The 18,386-nt window shown below is 65.2% G+C and carries 20 protein-coding genes; 10 read left to right on the top strand and 10 right to left on the bottom strand.

What is annotated here, in order from left to right; all coding sequences use genetic code 11:
• The first annotated feature begins 85 nt into the window (after positions 1–85).
• Complete coding sequence (locus AC3WOS_RS04535; RefSeq protein ID WP_492714653.1) at positions 86–763, top strand: DUF5610 domain-containing protein; 678 nt, start codon at positions 86–88, stop codon at positions 761–763.
• A gap of 4 nt (positions 764–767) precedes the next feature.
• Here AC3WOS_RS04535 and AC3WOS_RS04530 read toward each other — a convergent pair whose 3' ends face one another.
• The gene (locus AC3WOS_RS04530) at positions 768–1,751 is read right to left on the bottom strand and encodes a GGDEF domain-containing protein (protein ID WP_492714652.1); all 984 of its coding nucleotides are present in this window, start codon (positions 1,749–1,751) and stop codon (positions 768–770) included.
• A 166-nt stretch (positions 1,752–1,917) separates the two neighbouring features.
• On the opposite strand from AC3WOS_RS04530, the gene AC3WOS_RS04525 reads away from it, so the two are divergent.
• The gene (locus AC3WOS_RS04525; RefSeq protein WP_492714651.1) at positions 1,918–2,709 is read left to right on the top strand and encodes a helical backbone metal receptor; all 792 of its coding nucleotides are present in this window, start codon (positions 1,918–1,920) and stop codon (positions 2,707–2,709) included.
• A gap of 39 nt (positions 2,710–2,748) precedes the next feature.
• On the opposite strand, the gene AC3WOS_RS04520 is transcribed toward AC3WOS_RS04525, so the two are convergent.
• From AC3WOS_RS04520 to AC3WOS_RS04510, 3 genes are all read right to left on the bottom strand, one after another.
• Entirely contained in the window at positions 2,749–3,114 is a 366-nt protein-coding gene (locus AC3WOS_RS04520; protein WP_492714650.1) for an HPF/RaiA family ribosome-associated protein, read from the bottom strand.
• Positions 3,115–3,304: 190 nt separating this feature from the next.
• Positions 3,305–3,970, bottom strand: a complete 666-nt coding sequence (locus AC3WOS_RS04515) for a DUF1345 domain-containing protein (RefSeq protein WP_492714649.1) — start codon at positions 3,968–3,970, stop codon at positions 3,305–3,307.
• A 127-nt stretch (positions 3,971–4,097) separates the two neighbouring features.
• Complete coding sequence (locus tag AC3WOS_RS04510) at positions 4,098–5,126, bottom strand: CDP-6-deoxy-delta-3,4-glucoseen reductase (protein ID WP_492714648.1); 1,029 nt, start codon at positions 5,124–5,126, stop codon at positions 4,098–4,100.
• Positions 5,127–5,138: 12 nt separating this feature from the next.
• On the opposite strand from AC3WOS_RS04510, the gene AC3WOS_RS04505 reads away from it, so the two are divergent.
• Positions 5,139–6,047 carry an SDR family oxidoreductase gene (locus AC3WOS_RS04505; protein WP_492714647.1) on the top strand — a complete coding sequence of 303 codons (909 nt, stop codon included), beginning with the start codon at positions 5,139–5,141 and terminating at the stop codon, positions 6,045–6,047.
• Positions 6,048–6,228: 181 nt separating this feature from the next.
• On the opposite strand, the gene AC3WOS_RS04500 is transcribed toward AC3WOS_RS04505, so the two are convergent.
• Entirely contained in the window at positions 6,229–6,495 is a 267-nt protein-coding gene (locus tag AC3WOS_RS04500) for a hypothetical protein (RefSeq protein ID WP_492714646.1), read from the bottom strand.
• A 277-nt stretch (positions 6,496–6,772) separates the two neighbouring features.
• Here AC3WOS_RS04500 and AC3WOS_RS04495 point away from each other — a divergent pair, with 277 nt between their 5' ends.
• Together AC3WOS_RS04495 and AC3WOS_RS04490 are read left to right on the top strand one after the other, a co-directional pair.
• A complete protein-coding gene (locus tag AC3WOS_RS04495; protein WP_492714645.1) occupies positions 6,773–7,018 on the top strand; it encodes a hypothetical protein in 246 nt (81 codons plus the stop codon).
• 248 nt (positions 7,019–7,266) lie between these two features.
• A complete protein-coding gene (locus tag AC3WOS_RS04490) occupies positions 7,267–7,506 on the top strand; it encodes a hypothetical protein (protein ID WP_008445950.1) in 240 nt (79 codons plus the stop codon).
• 193 nt (positions 7,507–7,699) lie between these two features.
• Here the strand turns inward: AC3WOS_RS04490 and AC3WOS_RS04485 are convergent, their stop codons facing one another.
• The 4 genes from AC3WOS_RS04485 to AC3WOS_RS04470 form a co-directional block, all read right to left on the bottom strand.
• Entirely contained in the window at positions 7,700–7,882 is a 183-nt protein-coding gene (locus AC3WOS_RS04485; protein ID WP_492714644.1) for a hypothetical protein, read from the bottom strand.
• A 104-nt stretch (positions 7,883–7,986) separates the two neighbouring features.
• A complete protein-coding gene (locus AC3WOS_RS04480; protein WP_492714643.1) occupies positions 7,987–8,913 on the bottom strand; it encodes a glycine-rich domain-containing protein in 927 nt (308 codons plus the stop codon).
• A 411-nt stretch (positions 8,914–9,324) separates the two neighbouring features.
• A complete protein-coding gene (locus tag AC3WOS_RS04475; RefSeq protein ID WP_492714642.1) occupies positions 9,325–11,085 on the bottom strand; it encodes a CHASE domain-containing protein in 1,761 nt (586 codons plus the stop codon).
• Between the two features lie 324 nt (positions 11,086–11,409).
• Positions 11,410–13,173, bottom strand: coding sequence for a glutamine--tRNA ligase/YqeY domain fusion protein (locus tag AC3WOS_RS04470; RefSeq protein WP_492714641.1), 1,764 nt, complete (start codon positions 13,171–13,173; stop codon positions 11,410–11,412).
• 281 nt (positions 13,174–13,454) lie between these two features.
• Here AC3WOS_RS04470 and AC3WOS_RS04465 point away from each other — a divergent pair, with 281 nt between their 5' ends.
• The 4 genes from AC3WOS_RS04465 to AC3WOS_RS04450 all read left to right on the top strand — a co-directional run bounded on the left by AC3WOS_RS04465 (position 13,455) and on the right by AC3WOS_RS04450 (position 16,007).
• Positions 13,455–13,748: a J domain-containing protein gene (locus tag AC3WOS_RS04465; protein WP_492714640.1), complete on the top strand. Its 294-nt coding sequence runs from the start codon at positions 13,455–13,457 to the stop codon at positions 13,746–13,748.
• A gap of 89 nt (positions 13,749–13,837) precedes the next feature.
• On the top strand, positions 13,838–14,341 hold the full coding sequence (locus tag AC3WOS_RS04460; RefSeq protein WP_492714639.1) for a hypothetical protein: 504 nt from the start codon (positions 13,838–13,840) through the stop codon (positions 14,339–14,341).
• A gap of 2 nt (positions 14,342–14,343) precedes the next feature.
• A complete protein-coding gene (locus tag AC3WOS_RS04455; protein ID WP_492714638.1) occupies positions 14,344–15,120 on the top strand; it encodes a hypothetical protein in 777 nt (258 codons plus the stop codon).
• Positions 15,121–15,134: 14 nt separating this feature from the next.
• Complete coding sequence (locus AC3WOS_RS04450; RefSeq protein ID WP_492714637.1) at positions 15,135–16,007, top strand: hypothetical protein; 873 nt, start codon at positions 15,135–15,137, stop codon at positions 16,005–16,007.
• A 98-nt stretch (positions 16,008–16,105) separates the two neighbouring features.
• Here AC3WOS_RS04450 and AC3WOS_RS04445 read toward each other — a convergent pair whose 3' ends face one another.
• Complete coding sequence (locus AC3WOS_RS04445; RefSeq protein WP_492714636.1) at positions 16,106–17,014, bottom strand: LysR family transcriptional regulator; 909 nt, start codon at positions 17,012–17,014, stop codon at positions 16,106–16,108.
• A gap of 57 nt (positions 17,015–17,071) precedes the next feature.
• On the opposite strand from AC3WOS_RS04445, the gene AC3WOS_RS04440 reads away from it, so the two are divergent.
• On the top strand, positions 17,072–18,346 hold the full coding sequence (locus AC3WOS_RS04440; protein ID WP_492714635.1) for an MFS transporter: 1,275 nt from the start codon (positions 17,072–17,074) through the stop codon (positions 18,344–18,346).
• The last annotated feature ends 40 nt before the right edge of the window (positions 18,347–18,386 follow it).

Here is an 18,386-nt window from a genome sequence, read left to right as displayed (position 1 = left end):
CGCGCACGCCTGGCCAGCCCCCGGGGCCGGTGGCGTGGTCATTGGCCGCGAGTTCATCCAGTATGCTGGAGCAAGGAGCGTCATCATGTCAAATCACGTTTCCGTCAACGCCACCGTGGCGGCACCGGCTGCCCCGGTGAATGTGGCGGCCAGCCAGCAGACCGGCGAGGCCGGCCCGGCGCCGGCGGCCCAGGCCCGGCTGCAACTGAACGCGTCCATCGTGCAGGCTTCGCTGACGGTGTCGATCGGCGCCCAGGACGATCCGCTGGCGCTGTTGCTCAAGTCGGCCCTGACCGGCATCAACGAAGCCTTGAAAGGCCAGCTGGGCGACAACGCCATCCAGAACGCCATGTCGCAAGACAATACGCCGGCCGGCACGGCGGGCCGCATCGTGTCCCTGTCGACGGCCTTCTACGGGGCCTACCAGAAACAGCATGCGGGGGAAGATCCGGACCAGATGCTGAGCAACTTCATGTCCACCATCAAGGGCGGCATGGAGCAGGGCTTCAAGGAAGCGCGCGATATCCTGACCGGGCTGAGCGTGCTGAACGGCGACATCGCCAGCAATATCGACAAGACCTACGAGCTGGTGCAGAAGGGCTATGCGGACTTCGAGGCGGCGCAACGCAGCAAGCCGGCCACCGCGCCATCGGACGGCGCACCGGAGCCGGCCACGTCGGCAGCGACGCAGACTGTGGCGGTCTCGGCCCACGCATCCATTGCGGCGTCCGCGCCCGCCACGGCGGCCGGTCACGCCGCCTGAACCGTCAGGCCGGCAGCTCCTGCAGGGCCACGCGGTTGCGGCCCGCTTCCTTGGCGCGGTAGAGGGCGGCGTCGGCCACCGCGATCAGTGCGTGCTCGTCCTGCTGCGGCTGCAGGCTGGCCACGCCCAGCGAGGCCGTGATATGGGGCAGCGGCAGGCGCATGTCGCCGAACACGACGGCCTGCTGCATCCGCTCGCACAACCGTTCCGCCACGGCCACGGCCACCTTGTCGCTGGTGTCGGGCAACAGCACCATCATTTCCTCGCCGCCGTAGCGTACGGCGCAATCGGTCGGGCGCAGGGCGCCGCTCAGCACCTGGGCCGCCGTGCGCAGCGCCTGGTCGCCGGCCAGGTGGCCATGGCTGTCGTTGAATTTCTTGAAATGGTCGAGGTCGATCATGATGAGGGCCAGCGGCGTGCCGGCCCCGTGCGCCGCGGCCACCATGGTGGGCAGCACATCGTTGAGCCAGGCCCGGTTATACAGGCCCGTCAGGCCGTCTATCATGGACAGCTGGCGGTAGAACTCGCCCAGCTTCTGGCGCCGGCGCAACTGGGCGTTGGCGGCGCGGATGCGGAACGACAGCAGCCGCAGCAGGTTGCGCGCCAGCGCGTTCGATTCGTCGATCAGCTGCCAGACCAGATCGGCCTCGATCACCAGCAACTCACTTTGTTCCAGGGCGGTGATGGACGACAGATTGGTTTCCTCGTCGAGCACCGATTGTTCCCCCACGCTTTCGCCCGGTAATACCTTGCTGACGGTGCCGTCGGCCATGCCGGTGCGGGTGTCGGCCGCCACGGCCAGCGCGCCCCGCAGTACGATGTAGAGCCTGGCCCGCTGGCCGTCGGCGACGGGCTGGCCCGCTTCCACCCGCACCACGGCGCAGCCGGCCAGACGCTGCGCGATGGCGGCCGCGTCGTCGGCGTCGCGAAATAACTGCAATTCGCTGAGCGGGTAGCCGGAGGCGCCAAAGGTGCTGATTTGTTTCACGATCGTCTTTCAGGGAAGAGGCTGCCAACATGCAAGCCTGGCCATTATCATAGCGCAAACAAAGTTGTCATGAAACGTGATCGGGGTCCGCTTGATAAAAGTGGCGCCGGCGCGCCGCCCCGTGTTTCAATAGCGCCATTCTCCGCAACCGCAGGCCGACACTAATATGAACTTGACCGACGCCATCGGCCAGCAACACGTGGCCGCGCCGCAGGCGCGCATCGTCTCGCTGGTGCCCTCAATCACGGAACTGCTGTGCGAGCTGGGCCTGGCCGGCCGGATCGTGGGGCGCACCGGTTTTTGCATCCATCCGGCCGAGGTGGTGCAGGCCATCCCCAAGATTGGCGGCACCAAGGATGTCAACGTGGACAAGATCCGCAAGCTGGCGCCGACCCACCTGGTGGTCAACATCGATGAGAATGAAAAGCCCACCGTCGATGCGCTGGCCGAGTTCGTGCCGCACATCGTCGTCACCCATCCCAACCGGCCGTACGACAACGTGGCGCTGGCGCGCCTGATGGGCGCCGTGTTCGGCGCCGACGAGCAGGCGGCAGCCTGGTGCGCCGCCTTCGAACAGGAATATGCGGACCTGCATGCGAACCTGCGCGCGGCGCCGGCAACGCGCCCGCAGACCATGTTGTACTGCATCTGGCAAGACCCATGGATGAGCGTGTCGCGCGACACCTATATCGCCAGCATGCTGGCCGAGATCGGCTGGCAGGTGCCGGACCTGGGCCCGGTGCGCTATCCGCGCTTCGAGTGGACGCCGGCCTTGCTGGAGGGCATAGACGGCGTGCTGCTGTCGAGCGAGCCCTACCGATTCACGGAGGCGCACTGCGACGCGCTGGAACGCCAGATCGGCAAGCCGGTGTTGCTGGTCGATGGGGAGATGATGTCGTGGTATGGCAGCCGTTCGCTGCAGGGATTGCGCTATCTGCGCCAGCTGGCGCAGCGCTGACGGCACGCCGCGCCAGGCGGCGGGCCGTCCTGGCCGTGGTCAGTCGGCCGCTTCCTCGGCGGTGGCGCCGTCCGGTACGGGAGTGCGCAGCTTGCTGTCGTGCAGGCGGCCCAGGGCGCTGTCGATGGCGCGTTTGAGCTTGTCGGCGGAGCCGCCGATGGCCTGGTGCAGCGTGGCGGCATGGTCGCTGACGGCGATCGGCTGATAGCCCGTCACACGTGCTTCCATCAGGCAGCGGTTATCGCCGTCGGCCGATTTCTGGCTGTTGTTGTCGCTGAGGTGGACTTCGACCCGGCTGATATGCTCGCCAAACCGGTTGAGGGCAGCGTTGACGACGGAATGCACATGTTCGTCCAGGCCTGCATGACGTTCGATGGTTTTATCGGTGTTGATATTGATCTGCATATGCTTACTCCCGGTTATACAAGAAGGCAGGGTCAAAGCATTTGTGCTTCGGGGGTGGCGCCCATGGCGTCGCCCGGTGTGCACCCAAACCTGGTGGCCAAAATGCCTTGCACACGGGTTTATCTTACTCCTTTTCGGCAGCGGCGAAACCCGCGTCAGATCATCGCTTCGGAATAGCCCTGGATCGCGCTCAGGTATTGATAATGCCTGCTGCAATATTGATGGACAGCCCCAATATGACCAGGTTGAAGAAGAAGCTGAGCACTGACTGGCCCAGCACCAGCTTGCGCATCGGCGGCGTGCGCACCGTGACGTCTGACGTCTGCGCCGCCACCGCGATGGTGAACGAGAAATACAGGAAGTCCCAGTAGTCGGGTTGGCGCGTGCCGTCGGGGAAGGCCAGCGACGCTTCGCCGTCCGGCTCCGTGTAGTACAGGTGGGCGTAGTGGAAGGTGAACAGGGTGCCGACCAGGAACCAGGAGCCAAGCAGCGTCAGCACGACCAGGCCGTAATGCAAGGCCCGCTCGGTGCCGGCCACGTCCTTCAGGGCCGACAGTTGCGACACGATGGCCACCAGGCTGGCCAGGGCGGCCACGCACAGGGTGGCCAGGATCACGGGCGAGCGTTCGTCCTGGCGGGCCGCGAAACGTTTGACCAGGACATGGTCGGCCCGCATCATCATCCAGCCCGTGGTCAGCAGATAGCCCCACACGCCCGTGTCCCACGCCACCAGCAGGCGCGTCAGCCCGGACCAGGCATGGGGCAGGAAGAGGCCGACCACCGCGCCCAGCGCGATGGCGCCGACCAGGTGAGGGCGGCTGCGGATGAATCCGCGCAATGGCAGTTGGACACGCATCGTCAGTTGGCGAGTGGGGATGGCGCCATCTTACAGGCATCGGACGCGGGCAGGGGTAGGGCGACGCGCCACCTTGGCACGCCGCGTCGCCAAGGCGGGGCACCTGCGTGGGCAGGCGCCGTTGCCATTACGGCTTGTTGAGGTCCGCTTCGGTGGTGAACGCGTCCGCGTAGAACTCGTCGTCGGGCAGGCGGCACTGGGCCACGAAGTCGTGACGGGCCGAGTCGACCATGACGGGCGCGCCGCAGGCATACACCTGGTAGCCCGACAGGTCGGGCAGGTCGGCCATCACGGCCTGGTGCACGAAGCCGGTGCGGCCTTGCCAGGCGTCGTCCGGCTGGGCGTCCGACACCACGGGGATGTACTTGAAGTTGGGCAGCTCGGCGGCCCACTGACGGCACAGGGCGTCCATGTACAGGTCCTGCGGGCGGCGGCCGCCCCAGTACAGGGTCATGGGGCGGGTCGAGCCCTGCTGCACCAGGTGTTCGACGATGGCCTTGATGGGCGCGAAGCCGGTGCCGGAGGCCAGCAGCACCATGGGCTTGTCGCTGTCGTCGCGCACGAAGAAGGTGCCCAGCGGTCCTTCGAAGCGCAGGATGTCGCGCTCCTTGAGCGTGGTAAACACCTGTTCCGTGAACAGGCCGCCCGGCATGTGGCGGATGTGCAGCGCCAGCGGCTGTTCCGATTCCGGCGCCGTGGCCACGCTGTAGCTGCGCCGCTTGCCGTCGCGCAGCATAAATTCGATGTACTGGCCGGCCCGGTACTTGAGCTTTTCGTTGGCCGGCAATTGCAGCGTCAACACCACCACGTCCGGCGCCACTTTTTCGATGGTGCTCACGCGCGACGGCATCTTCTTGACTGGATAGTCGCTGCTGCCTTCCACTTCGCGCGCCTCGATCACCAGGTCGCTGTGGGCGGTGGCGCAGCAGAACAGCGACCAGCCGGCGCTTTCCTCTTCCGCCGTCAGGGCGCGCTGCTGGTGCGCCTTGTGGCTGACGTTGCCCGACACGATCTTGCCCTTGCAGGAACTGCAGGCGCCGTTCTTGCACCCGTAGGGGAGGCCGACGCCGGCGCGCATGGCGGCCGCCAGCACGGTTTCGTCTTCCTCGCAGGCGAATTGATGGCCGCTGGGCTGTACGGTAATGTGAAACGTCATACAATCTTTCATATGAAAAATACAGTTATTCGAAAATTCCATCGGCCGCGCCTGCTTATCGTCGGCTGCGGCGACGTCGGCATGCGCTTGCTGTCCTTGTTGCGCACGCAGTTCCGCGTGTTCGCCCTCACCAGCCAGCCGGGGCGCTGCGCCGCGCTGCGCGCGCTGGGCGCCGTGCCGCTGGTGGCCGACCTCGACCGTCCGGCCACGCTGCGCCGCCTGGCGGGCCTGGCGCAATATGTGGTGCACCTGGCCCCGCCCCAGTCCGACGGCGCGCTCGATCTGCGCACGCGGCATCTGACTGCCATTTTACCCGAGCATGGTCGGCTGGTTTATGTCAGCACCAGCGGCGTCTACGGCGATTGCGGCGGCGCCCTGATCGATGAGAGCCGGCCGGTGGCGCCCTCTAACGGCCGCGCCCGCCGCCGGGTGGATGCGGAGCAGGTGCTGCGCAGCTGGGCGATCCGGGCAGGCGCCGCCTTGTCCATCCTGCGCGTGCCCGGCATCTATGCGCCCGAGCGATTGCCGCTCAAGCGCCTGCAGCAGGGCACGCCGGCGCTGGCCGAGGCGGAGGATGTGTACACCAACCACATCCATGCCGACGACCTGGCCCGCATCGTGGCGCGCGCGCTGCTGCGGGGACGGCCGAACCGGGTCTACCATGCCGTCGACGACAGTGAAATGAAAATGGGCCAGTACTTCGACGCCGTGGCCGATGCCTGTGCATTGCCGCGTCCGCCCCGCCTGCCGCGGGCGGCGCTGGAGCAGGTGGTCACGCCGACGCTGCTGTCGTTCATGTCCGAATCGCGGCGCATGGACAATACCCGCTTGAAAAGGGAGTTGGGCGTGCGCCTGCGCTACCCGACGGTGGCCGATGCCCTGGCTGCCGGAATGGTGCCATCCGCGGTTGCGCCGGTCTGAAGCTGGCCAGGGGGTGACCGCAATCCGGGCTCAATCCGGCCTGAAATCGGCCTGGAACCGACGTGTAACCAAAATGAAGCCGAGCTGAATCCGGCGCCGTGCCGGCCTGGCCACATGTGGCGCGCCGTGGCGCCGGGGCATGGCGTGCCGCGGCGGGCGACGGGCAGCTGCGCCGGACAGGTCAACGTTTCTTCTGCTGGACGCGTTGTTGTTGTACGCGCTGCTGTTGCTTCTGCTGGGTGCGTTGCTTGTTCTGCTTGCTTTCGTAGAGGGCGACGGCTTCCTTCTTCGCCTGCTCGGCCGTGCGCAGCTCGGGCTGGTCGTCATGGGTGACGAAATAATCGGCGGCCTGGGCATCGACCACCAGTTTGATGGCGGCCTCGTCGGTCATGTCGTACAGCTCGGTGAGCAGGGTGGTGATCTCGTCGAGGAATTCTTCGTAAGTCATGGGGGCCTTCTAGTGCGGTTAAGTGGGCGGCCGGTGCCGGCGGGCCAGGGCCGCTATTCTAGCGCATGGCCGTTGCCGGGCCGGCCGGCCGGTGCAAGTTCCGTGTAAGCTTGTTGCGTCACACTGGCAAGTCGAGTTGCATGATATATATCAAACAGCCCGCTCTATGGTACGATATGGTGAGCGAGATCGTGGTGACGGCTGCAGAATTCGGTTAGCTGGCCGTTAACTACTATATCGCCGACGCAAGCCGGCGAGGACCGTGAAGGAGCGCAACATGCAAACCCCATTGCATCCGACCAAAGAGCAGGTTCGGGCCTATATGCACCTGCGCGAGTTCGACCGCCGCCCCCCTCCCACGCCAGACGAAATCCGCCGCCAGCTGGGCTGGTACGGCGGTTCCCGTTGTAGCGATTTCTCCACAGGCCAAGGCCTGTTCTTCCCAGGCACGATCGCCCAGCTGGCCACGCTGCTCGCTGTCGAATGGTGCTTCCTCGCCGCAGGTTTCAGCCGCACACGCTAGGGATTTTTACTTATTTCGCAAGAAAAATATTCCTACCACAAGAAATAGGCGTAAAATCTCTCTAAATCTCACAGAAATGTCTGATGAGTTAGCCTTACGTTAACGGAAGCGTGTATTATCCCGGCCGCGCACCGGATGCCAGTATGAAAGCTGGTGTCTTGGGCTGCGATCGAGGTAATGAAGCTAAATATTTTTTATTTGAGTGTCGTTTTCTTACCAAGAGACGGCCAGAAACCTACTGAACTATCATGTCTATCAAAGAAATCACCGCGTCGCCTACGTACAACCCGAACCGTGTGCTGGACGCCATCATTGAGAAACTGCAACTGAAAAATGATGCTGCCCTGTCGCGCGCGCTGGAAGTTGCGCCACCTGTGATCAGCAAGATCCGTCACAACACGCTGCCGATCGGCGCGACCATCCTGATCCGCATGCACGAGATCAGCGACTTCAGCATTCGCGAACTGCGCGAGCTGATGGCTGCCTAAGCAGCCGCTAGCCACGGCGTAAGCGCAGCCTTACGCCGTTGCCCCTGTTGCCAGGCCGTGGGCCTGACGGGACGGCGCCGTTTGGCGTGCCGTCTGCTCCGTGTTGTTTTTTCATCAGGCCGGCGTGCTCCATGCCCGGCATGTCATCGTTCCGGCCTTGCGGCCAGTTCCCTTCCTTTTCAGTTCGCCGCCCTCAAGCCCTGGTGCTGATGGTCGTGCCTATCGTCTGTCCCTGCGTGTTGACGGCGGGCGCCGGCGGTGGCAATGGCGGCGGGGCGGCCGTCTGTTCGGTTGTGGCCTTGTGCGTCGGCTTGGGCTGCGGCGCAGGCGGCGCCTGTACCGTCGTGGTGCTGCTGGTGACTGTATGGACGGCCATGACGATCTCCATGGGGGGGGCGAAAAAAATGCCGGCGGCCCTGCAAGGGCCCCGGCATCATCGTGCGCAGCGCCTGGCGGTTCAGCCGCCAGGACGCCGGACACTCAAGCGCTCAGGCGTGGCCGCACTGTGTACATGCTGTCGGTCAGGGCAGCACCGGCCGCGCCGGAGTAGGCAGTCTGTTTCTCTGCCGGTAATCCAGAATAGGCCATTTTTTGCGCGCCTGCATTGGAATTTGCTGCGCCCGAATAGGCGACCGTCTGCGCGCCGGAGTAGGCCGTGTCCTTGGCCTGCTTGGTGGCTGCGCCCGAATAGGCCACGGTCTGGGCGCCGGAGTAAGCCGTTTCCTTGGCTTGCTTGGTGGCCGCACCCGAATAGGCCACGGTCTGGGCACCGGAGTAAGCCGTTTCCTTGGCCTGCTTGGTGGCCGCACCCGAATAGGCCACGGTCTGGGCGCCGGAGTAAGCCGTTTCCTTGGCCTGCTTGGTGGCCGCACCCGAATAGGCCACGGTCTGCGCACCGGAGTAGGCCGTTTCCTTGGCTTGCTTGGTGGCCGCACCCGAGTACGCTACCGTTTGCGCGCCCGAATACGCCGTTTCCTCGCCCGCCGCCTGGACGGCCGCGCCGGAGTAGGCCGGGCGGGCGCTGCGGTCATAGCTCTCGCCGAAGGTGGCTTCATACAGTTCGCGCATGCGCTCGCCGACACGGTGGTGGACTTGCTCGTCGTCTTCGCCGCGCAGGCCGATGTACGGGAAGTGGTGCAGGAAGTAGCCGAACACGGCTTCGCAGTCGGCCGCATACTTCATCGTATCCAGGATGTGGTAGTGCCAGAAGATATCGACATCCATCAGCGGCGCCGTCTGCTCATGGGGGAAGGTCTTCATCAGGTACAGGAAACGGCGGTATTCAAATTCGACCGCATTGACCTGGTCCAGCGACCATCCCTCACCCGATTCCTCGTGCATCAGTTTGACCTTGATCGGTTCCAGGTCCAGGTCGGCGATTGCTTGAAAGCTGTCATGTGAAATCATGGATGAAATTCCTTTGCCTTGAATGAGTGAAAAACGAAATGTCTATCGTCGCGGCGGCGTTTCGGCTGGATATAGTAGCGTTGGCCGGCGGTCGGCGCGGTGTCGCCTGGGCCGGCGCTGCTACGAGGGTCAGGTAGCAGTTAGTTGATGCATGTCAACAGTCCTAGTATATTCGGCGCGCCACCAATTTCAACATGAAATTCAAAAAATTGTCGGTAATTTGCACTATGAAGATGACTTGCAAAATGACAGTAAGTCGGACTCTGCAGTAGCCTGCGCCGCGGCGCCCCTGGCACGACATTTACGCCCTGCCGGAATGAAGGATTCTTTCTTAAAGGCAATCCACTGTTATTGATTTTGCGCAAACTATCGACATATTTCCGGCACCGGCTTGGCCGGGCGGCAGCGGATTTATACGGCCAGCTCCTGTTCGGCGCAGGCGGAGGCTGCACCATCGTCAGCGCCACCGTCAACCGGCACCGACACGGTGACCGTGGTGCCGGCAGCTGGCCCGCCGCTGATCGTGCAGCACCCGCCCAGGATGCCGATGCGCTCCTCGATGCCGACCAGGCCGAACGAGCCATGCTTGTGGCGCTGCCTGGGCACTATGCCCACGCCGTTGTCGCTGACCGTCATGCTCAGCACGCCGTCCTGCTGGCGCAGCTCCACCCGCACGGCGCTGGCGCGCGCGTGCTGCAGGATATTGCTCAGTGACTCTTGTAACACACGGAAGAAAGCCGTGGCGCACAGATCGTCGACCGTGATCTCGGCCTCGCCTTCGACCAGTTCGCACACCATGCCCGAGCGCTGGCGGAACTGGTCGATCTGCCATTCGACGGCCGCGCTCAAGCCCAGGTCCAGCACGGCCGGGCGCAAGTCGTTGATGATGTGGCGCACGCTGCGGATGGTGCGGTCGATCTGGCCCAGCGTGGTGCGGGCGCGCGCGTGCAGGCGCGGATGGCGCTGGCGGGTGCGCGAGGCCAGCAGGTCGGCCTCGATGCGCAGCACCAGCAGGTTCTGGCCCAGGTCGTCATGGATTTCACGGGCGATGCGCTTGCGCTCCAGTTCCTTGATCTGGTCGGCGTGGGCCGCCAGCCCGCGCAGCTTGTGGTGCGACTGCTGCAGCCGGGCCTGGCTGTCGCGCAGCTCGCGCGTCATGGCCTTGGCCATGCGGATGGCGTGCCGGCGCGACGCGGCCAGCGTGTGGAACAGCACATACAGCAACAACGTGACGACGCTGCCCGTGGCCAGCGCCAGATAGGGCAGGTAGCCGTCCACGGGCGAGCGCCAGGCCGCCTTGGGGCCGCTGAAGCGGGCTTGCCACAGGCGCCCGCCAAACTCCACCGGCAAGTTCGTGGCAAAAAGATCGTCCGTTTGTTCGGCGCCGGTGGCGGGCGGGCTGTCGAACAGCAGCACTTCGTCCGCCGGGCGGGGGCGCGGTTCGTCCAGTTCGCCGCTGTCGTACAGCGACAGGCGCAGGTTGCGTCCCGCGATTTCGTCCAGCGCCGCCTGCACCAGGCGGTGCACGCTGAAGCCGATGCCGACCGAGCCCAGATAGGCGGCGCGGCGCCGGGCCACGCTGTCGAGCGCCGCGTCCTTGCGGTAGACGGGCATGCGCATGGCCAACCCGGTGCGCTGCGGCTGCTCGAGCAGGGCGATGGTCTGGCCGGAGGTGGCCGGCGCGCCCGTGTCGCGCGATTGCGCCAGGACGCGGGCCACGGGGGCGCGGGCGGCGATGTCCATGCCCAGCTTTTCGCTGAACTGCTCGACCGGCTCGATCAGGGTGATGACGGCATAGTCGGCCCGCCGGCCCGGCGGCTGGATGGCGAACGGCGGATAGCCGTCCAGCGCCCTTCCGCTGGCACGCACGGCCTGCTCGAAGCGGGCGCGCTGGCTGTCGGTTACGTGCTGGGCGAAATTGACGTTGTCGATGGCGGCGAACTGCTGTGGCAGGTTCAGGCCGCTGACATAGCGGTGGAAGCTGGCGCGGTCGACCTTGTCGGCCGCCTGGAAGAAGCTGGCCGCGCCGCGCAGCACGTCCGTATAGGCGCGCACGCGGGCGGCGAGGGCGTACTGGGCGTTGCGGGCCTGGTTCAGGAAGCGCTGGTGCGCGTCATGCTCGATGGAGCGGGCGGTGACCACATACAGGGCCAGCCCCACGGTGAGCGACAACAGGAGCCCTGTCCACCACACGGACGCCGCAACGGAGAACCAATTCTTTTGCGCTGGGACGGTGGGCATCGGGTATCGCGCGGAACAGTTCCTGGTTCGTGGGACGGGACCCGGGCATGGCGCAGCGGCCTTAACGGCGGGCAAAGTTGCCTGATTTATAAACGGGTTCTGGCCGCACAGTCAAGTTATTTTGTTAAATTGTCATTTGTCTTATGCAAACGATCAAAAAAATGGGGTACGTCCCCATTTTCCAGGAAATGGGGACGTACCCCATTTTTCAATAAAAAAGCCGCCCGGAGGCGGTTGGGCGGGAGCGGCGCCGGCTTACTTGGCGGTCCAGCTGTCTTTCAGGGTGACGATGCGGTTGAACACGGGCTTGCCTGGCTGGGAGTCGACCCGGTCGGCCACGAAATAGCCGTGGCGCTCGAACTGGTAGCGCTGGTCCGGCTGGGCCGCCGTCATGCCCGGCTCCAGGTAGGCCGTGATCACTTCCTTGGCGTTCGGGTTCAGCGCTTGCATGAAGTCCTTGCCGCCGCCGTCCGGCTGCGGGTCCGTGAACAGGCGGTCGTACAGGCGCACTTCCGCTGCCAGCGCGGTGGCGGCCGATACCCAGTGGATGTTGCCCTTGACCTTGTAGTTGTCCGATCCGGGCGTGCCCGATTTGCTGTCCGGGAAGTAGTTGACGTGGACGGCGATGACCTTGCCGTTCTCGTCCTTGTCGTAGCCCGTGCATTCCGTCACGTAGCCGTGGCGCAGGCGCACCCGGCTGCCCGGCGCGTCGCCGATCGGCGGGTAGTAGCGGAAATAGCCCTTGCTCGGCACTTCCATGAAGTCTTCTTCCTCGATCCACAGTTCACGCGTGATGGGGAAGGTGCGCAGCCCCAGTTCCGGGTGGTGCGGGTGCACGGGCGAGCTGCATTCCTCGCTGGCGCCGGCCTCGAAGTTGTCGATGATGAGCTTGAGCGGGCGCAGCACGGCCGTGGCGCGCGGCGCCTTGGGGTCCAGGTCTTCGCGCAGGCAGCCTTCGAGCGTGCTCATGTCGATCCAGCCGTCGGACTTGGTCACGCCGATGCGTTCGCAGAACAGCTGGATCGCTTCCGGCGTGTAGCCGCGCCGGCGCAGGCCGACGATGGTGGGCATGCGCGGGTCGTCCCAGCCGTCGACGATGTTTTCTTCCACCAGTTGGCGCAGCTTGCGCTTGCTGGTGATGACGTAGGTCAGGTTCAGGCGCGAGAATTCGTACTGGCGCGGCACCGGTTGCTGGAAGAAGCCGCCTTCGGCCAGCGTGGCCAGCAGCCAGTCGTAGAACGGCCGGTGGTCCTGGAATTCCAGGGTGCAGACGGAATGGGTGATCTGTTCCAGCGCGTCCGAGATCGGGTGCGTGTAGTCGTACATCGGGTAGATGCACCAGGCGTCGCCCGTGCGCACGTGGTGCGCGTGACGGATGCGGTAGATGGCCGGATCGCGCAGGTTCATGTTGGGCGAGGCCATGGCGTCGTCGCTGATCTTGGCGCGCAGGATGTGGGCGCCGTCGGGGAACTTGCCGGCCTTCATGTCGCGGAACAGTTGCAGCGATTCTTCGCGCGGGCGGTCGCGGAACGGCGAATTCTTGCCCGGCGTGCTGAAGTTGCCGCGGTTGGCCGCCATGTCTTCGGCGCTCTGGCTGTCGACGTAGGCGTAGCCGGCCGTGATCAGGTATTCGGCCATCGCGTACAGCTGGTCGAAGTAGTCGCTGGCGTAGTGCAGGTGGTGCTCGGTGCCGGCGGGGCCTTCATGGTCCCAGCTGAAGCCCAGCCACTTGACGCTGTCCATGATGGTGTCGACGTATTCCTGCTCTTCCTTCTCGGGATTGGTGTCGTCAAAGCGCAAATGGCAGCGGCCCTGGTAGTCGCGCGCCAGGCCGAAGTTGAGGCAGATCGACTTGGCGTGGCCCACGTGCAGGTAGCCGTTGGGCTCCGGCGGGAAACGGGTGATGACAGGTGGCAGGCCCGGACGGACGTGGGTGCCGGCCGCCAGGTCGGATTCGACGATGGCGCGCAGGAAGTTGGAGGACAAGGCCGGCGCAGTGCTGTTTTTATCGTTGCTCATCTGAAAAGTTGCTTTGCAAAGTGTCGAGTAGCGGGCATTTTACCGTATCCCCCCGGCGGGGAGCGCGATTTGCTGCGGCACGGCATTGAAATGGATGAATTGACAAGATTGTGACATGAAACGGGGTGCGTTGCATGCCGATGGCGGCAGGTTGGGGCCGGGATCGGCCCCAAATCGCGCTGCTATCGGACGCTGCGGACAGCCAAAACGGGACGCCGGAGGCCGATCTATAGGATAATTCGTCTTTAATTGTTATGGCATTCGGCCCGGAGAATTTCCTAATGGAAAATTTATACAATGTGCTCGGTGTCGCGCCCAACGCCACGGACGATGAAATCAAGAAGGTCTACCGTTCGCTGGCCATGCGCTTCCACCCCGACCGCAACCCGGCGCCCGGTGCGGAAGTGCGTTTCAAAAGCATCACCAAGGCATATGAAATCCTGTCCGACCCGGTCAAGCGCGAAGAGTACAACCAGAGTGTGAACCACCGCATCATCATCGACCCGGAAGCGGAGGCTTACCAGCTGTGGCGCTCGGTCTTCAACCTGCACGGCACCACGCTGCCGCCGGCCTGACGCCCACCGGGGCCACAGCGCAGCAACCGCAACGGCGCCCGCGTGGCGCCGCGCACCATTCAGACAGCAGTACAGAAAGAAAGCATTCCATGAGAAAAGTACACCCCGAATTTGCCTATCAGTCGCGCGAACTGGGCGGCCAGATCGACGGCATTCTGGGCGACCCGCCCGATCGCAAGAACTACAAGAACATGGTCGACGCCCTGGTGTCGGAATACGCCAGCGGCGGCGGCATCGAGGATGTGAACATGCTGGCCTTCGCGCTGGTCGATCATATCGAGTTTTCCAACCCCAAGGGCTTGCTGGCCGAGGCGGAAGACTATGAATTCGGCGACCCGGCCCGCGTGTTCGCCATGGCCTCGTGCCAGGGCGAAGCGCCGGCCAAGATGTATGCGGCGCTGGAGGAGAGCTTCCCCGACCTGGCGCGCCAGGCCATCATCACCGCCTTCCTGTACAAGAACCCGCGCAAGTGGGACGACGACGACCAGTCGCTCGAGCAGCTGTCGGCCAACGACGACGGCGACGACGACGAGTACGAGGAAGACCAGGCGACGGACGATTTCGCCCAAATGTTCGATCAGGAAGGAGAATGACCATGTCCGAGAAAAGCAATCTGCCCGCGCTGCGCAAGCAGGTGACGGAACTGGTGCTGGCCGGCTCGCTGGGCCACGCCGAGCAAGCCTTTGCCGATGCCGCCGACCAGTACGGCGACCTGGCCGTGGTGGACGTGCTGCAGGACCTGCCGCCCCAGGTGACGGCGCTGCACATGGCCGGCTTTGACGGCGGCAAGATGTCGCTGGCCACGCTGCTGGTGCCGCCCAAGGCCTGGGCCGACAGCCTGGCCTTCTTCGCCGCCACCTGGGCCGACGACCTGATCGAGGACGATCCCGAGCGCATCGCCGAATCGCTGTTCGCGCACGTGCACGGCGTGGTGTTCGCCAACGACGACGAGGATCGCCGCAACGCGCTGCTGGCCGAAGCGTCGGCCACCGACTGGGGCTCGACCGTGTTCGCCATCCTGTTCTCGATGGCGCCCAAGGAGATTTTGGAAGTGGCCGGCGAAATCATCGCCAAGGGCCCTTACCTGACGGGCCAGACTTCGTCCGACAACGACGTGGTGCCGCTGGCCGTGGCGCTGGCGCAGGCGTCGGAAGATGGCTGGGACCGCGCCCTGTTCGAGCTGTTCCCGGAATTCCGCCACAGCGCCGACCTGGCCGACGCCGAGTTCAGCGACGACCCGGACGAGGAACCCAAGCACCTGCAGCGCTCCACCAAGGAACTGCTGTACCGCTTGCGCAAGCAGGTTCCGTCCACCCGCAGCGCGGCCAAGCCCGGCACGCGCCGCAGCATGGGCACCGGCATTTTCTCGTAATGGAATCCTGATACATGCTGCCAGCAATTGTTGTAGAAAACCTGCCGCGCCTGACCCGCGCCATCAAGCAACTGGCCACCGATCCGCGCCAGGACGCGGCCTTCAACCTGGCCGACGAGCTCACGGGCATCACGGCCATGGTGGCCGAGAAGTTCACCAACGACCGCACGGCCGACGGCATCCAGAAGGCGCTGCAGCTGACCGTGGGCGGTGTCTCGCTGGGCCTCGACAGCGTGCTGCTGGACGAGAGCGACCAGGCGGCGCTGGACTTCCTCGTCGAGCATGGCGCCGAGCACGCGTTCCAGGCCGGCTTCCGCCTGATCCGCGAACTGGCCGCGCTGCCGGAAGATGCGCTGGTGGGCGAGTATGACCTGGACCCCGTCTATGCACAGCGCCGCCTGCGCGACCTGTTCGTCGACCTCTGCCAAGCCGACCCGAACCAGAACTGGTCCGGCTACGAGCGCTATGCCCAGCAGCTCAAGCAGCGCAAGGAAACCCAGGCCATCGTGCGCCTGGCGTCCTGGCTGCGCCGCCACAACAGCGAAGGTCCCGTCAACGACACCGATCTCAATGCGGAAGGCGTGATCGCGCTGGCCGTCATCTTCGCCGTCGAAGGCGGGGGCAGGGTGGTGGCGCGCACGGGGCAGAAGGAGTTCGAGCGCTTCGTCAAGTCGGTGCGCAAGAACAAGCCGGACTTCGAGGAGGGCTGGGCGGCATTGGTGGCCGCCGTGCCGGTGCAGCACCATCCCGTGCTGCTGGACCGCATCGCCAGCTACCGCGGCACATGCACGGTGCTGCAGCATATCCGTGGCCGCACGGCCATGAAGACGCTGTTCGCCGAGCTGGAAAACTATGCCGGCTCCGAACTGGACGCCGACTACGCCTGATCGCCTGATCGCTTGATCGTCCGCGTCATTGTCGCCCCGGCGGCGTGGCGCATCCGGCCAGCCCTTCCGCCAACGCGGAACGGCTGGCCGTTTGTTTTTCAGGCCCGCCGCTGCGCTTCCTGTGCCGCCGCCAATGCCAGCGCCACGAATGCTTCCACCAGCGGCGAGCTGTCGTCCTCGCGCTGCGCCAGCAGCAGCGTGGTGGTCGCATCCGGATCGGCCAGCGCGCGGTAGCACACCCCCTCCATCCGTATGCTGTTGAACGAACCAGGGAGGATGGAAATGCCGCAGCCGGCCGCCACCAGGCCGATGATGGACGATGCCTCACCCGCCTCCATCGCGATCTGCGGCTCGAAGCCGGCCGCCCGGCACAGGCGCAGGATCTGGTGATAGATGCCGGTGCCGGCCGTGGGCGGATACATCACGAACGGCTGTCCCTGCAGCTCGCGCGCGGCCACCACCTGCCGTTCCGCCAAGGGGTGGCCGACCGGCAGCACCAGCAGCAGCGGGTCCTGGCGCAAGGTGGTCATGCGCACGGCCTCCAGCACGGCCACTTCGGGCGGGCGCACGAAGCCCAGGTCCAGCGTGCGGGCGGGCAGGGCGGCGATCTGGGGCAGGGTGGCCATTTCGTGCAGGGTCAGGGTGACGCCAGGATAGCGCTGGCGGTAGCGGTTGATGACGGTGGCAAACAGCGGCGTGAACGGGGTGGAAAACGTGAAGCCGATGCGCAGTTCGCCTGCCTCGCCCCGCTGGGCCCGGCGCGCCGTCTGCATGGCTTGCTCGGACAGGGCCAGCACGCGGCGCGCATCGTCGAGGAACAGCTTGCCCGCCTCCGTCAGACGCACCCAACGCTTGCTGCGCTCCAGCAGGCGGGCGCCCACTTCCGCTTCCAGCGCCTGGATCTGTTGGCTCAGCGGCGGCTGGCCGATGTGCAGGCGCTGCGCCGCGCGGGTGAAACTGAGTTCCTCGGCGACGGCGATAAAGTAGCGCAGGTGGCGTAATTCCATGTCCAGTAATCGCTTTAAAGTATTAGTAGTGCCTTAAATATATATTGGACAGTATTAATGAGCAATCCTAAGATGGATTCATTGTTCCAGCTCAAGGCCATCATGTCCGCCTCCGCTCTTCCCCGCATCGCCGCCGGCACGCCGGCATTCAAGCGCACCAACCGGGCGCTGTTTTTCGGCGGCTTTTCCAGTTTCGCCCTGTTGTACTGCGTGCAACCGCTGATGCCCGTGCTGTCGCACCAGTTTGCGCTCACTCCGGCGCAAAGCAGCCTGACGCTGTCCGTTTCGACGGCGACGCTGGCGTTTTCGCTGGTGGCGTCGAGCGTGCTGTCCGAACGGCTGGGACGCAAGCCGCTGATGGTGACGGCCATGGCGCTGGCCGCCGCGCTCACCGTGCTGTGCGCGCTGGCCCAGAATCATGTGCAGCTGCTGGTGTTGCGCGCCCTGCTGGGGCTGGCGCTGGGCGGCATGCCGGCCATCGCCATGGCTTACCTGGGCGAGGAGATCGAACCGTCATCGCTGGGCCTGTCCATGGGGCTGTACATCAGCGGCAGCGCGTTCGGCGGCATGGCTGGGCGAGTGCTCACTTCGGTGCTGAGCGACTATTACTCGTGGCGGCTGGCGCTGGCCGTGATGGGAACGGCCGGCCTGGCGGCGGCCTGGGAATTCTGGCGCAGCCTGCCCGCCTCGCGCCATTTCGCGCCCGGCCGGGGCGGCTGGCGCGCCATGCGCGACGGCTTTAAGCTGCACCTGACGGACGCCGGCCTGCCGCTGCTGTTTGCCCTGGCGTTCCTGCTGATGGGCAGCTTTGTCAGCCTGTACAACTACATCGCCTACCGGCTGCTGGGCGGGCCATACGGTCTGAGCCAGAGCACGGTGGGCGCCGTATCCTTCCTGTACCTGCTGGGCATCTACAGTTCCGTGTGGGCCGGGCGGCTGGCCGACAAATTGGGCCGGCGCGGCGTGCTGTGGCGGGTGCTGGCGCTGATGCTGGCAGGACTGCTGCTGACCCTGTCGTCCGCCTTGCCGCTGATCGTGGCCGGCCTGGCCCTGTTCACGTTTGGCTTCTTCGCCACCCATTCCGTGGCCAGCAGCTGGGTGGGGCGGCGGGCGGCGGCGCCCAAGGCGCTGGCTTCCGCGTTGTACCTGTTCTTCTACTACATGGGATCGAGCGTGGTCGGTTCCGCCACCGGCGTGATGTGGGCCAGGGCCGGCTGGCCCGGCGTGGTGGCGGTGCGGGGTGCGGGGCTGGGCCTGGCCTTGCTGATCGCGCTGCGGCTGCGTCAGCTGGTGCCGGTGGCGCCTGCCCAATCGGCGCTGGTGCCAGGCTGAGCTTCCGAACACGCACCGTTATCGTTGTCCTACGCTGCGC

The organism is Rugamonas sp. FW305-51 (assembly GCF_058786935.1).
This window is presented reverse-complemented; position numbering and strand designations above follow the sequence as displayed.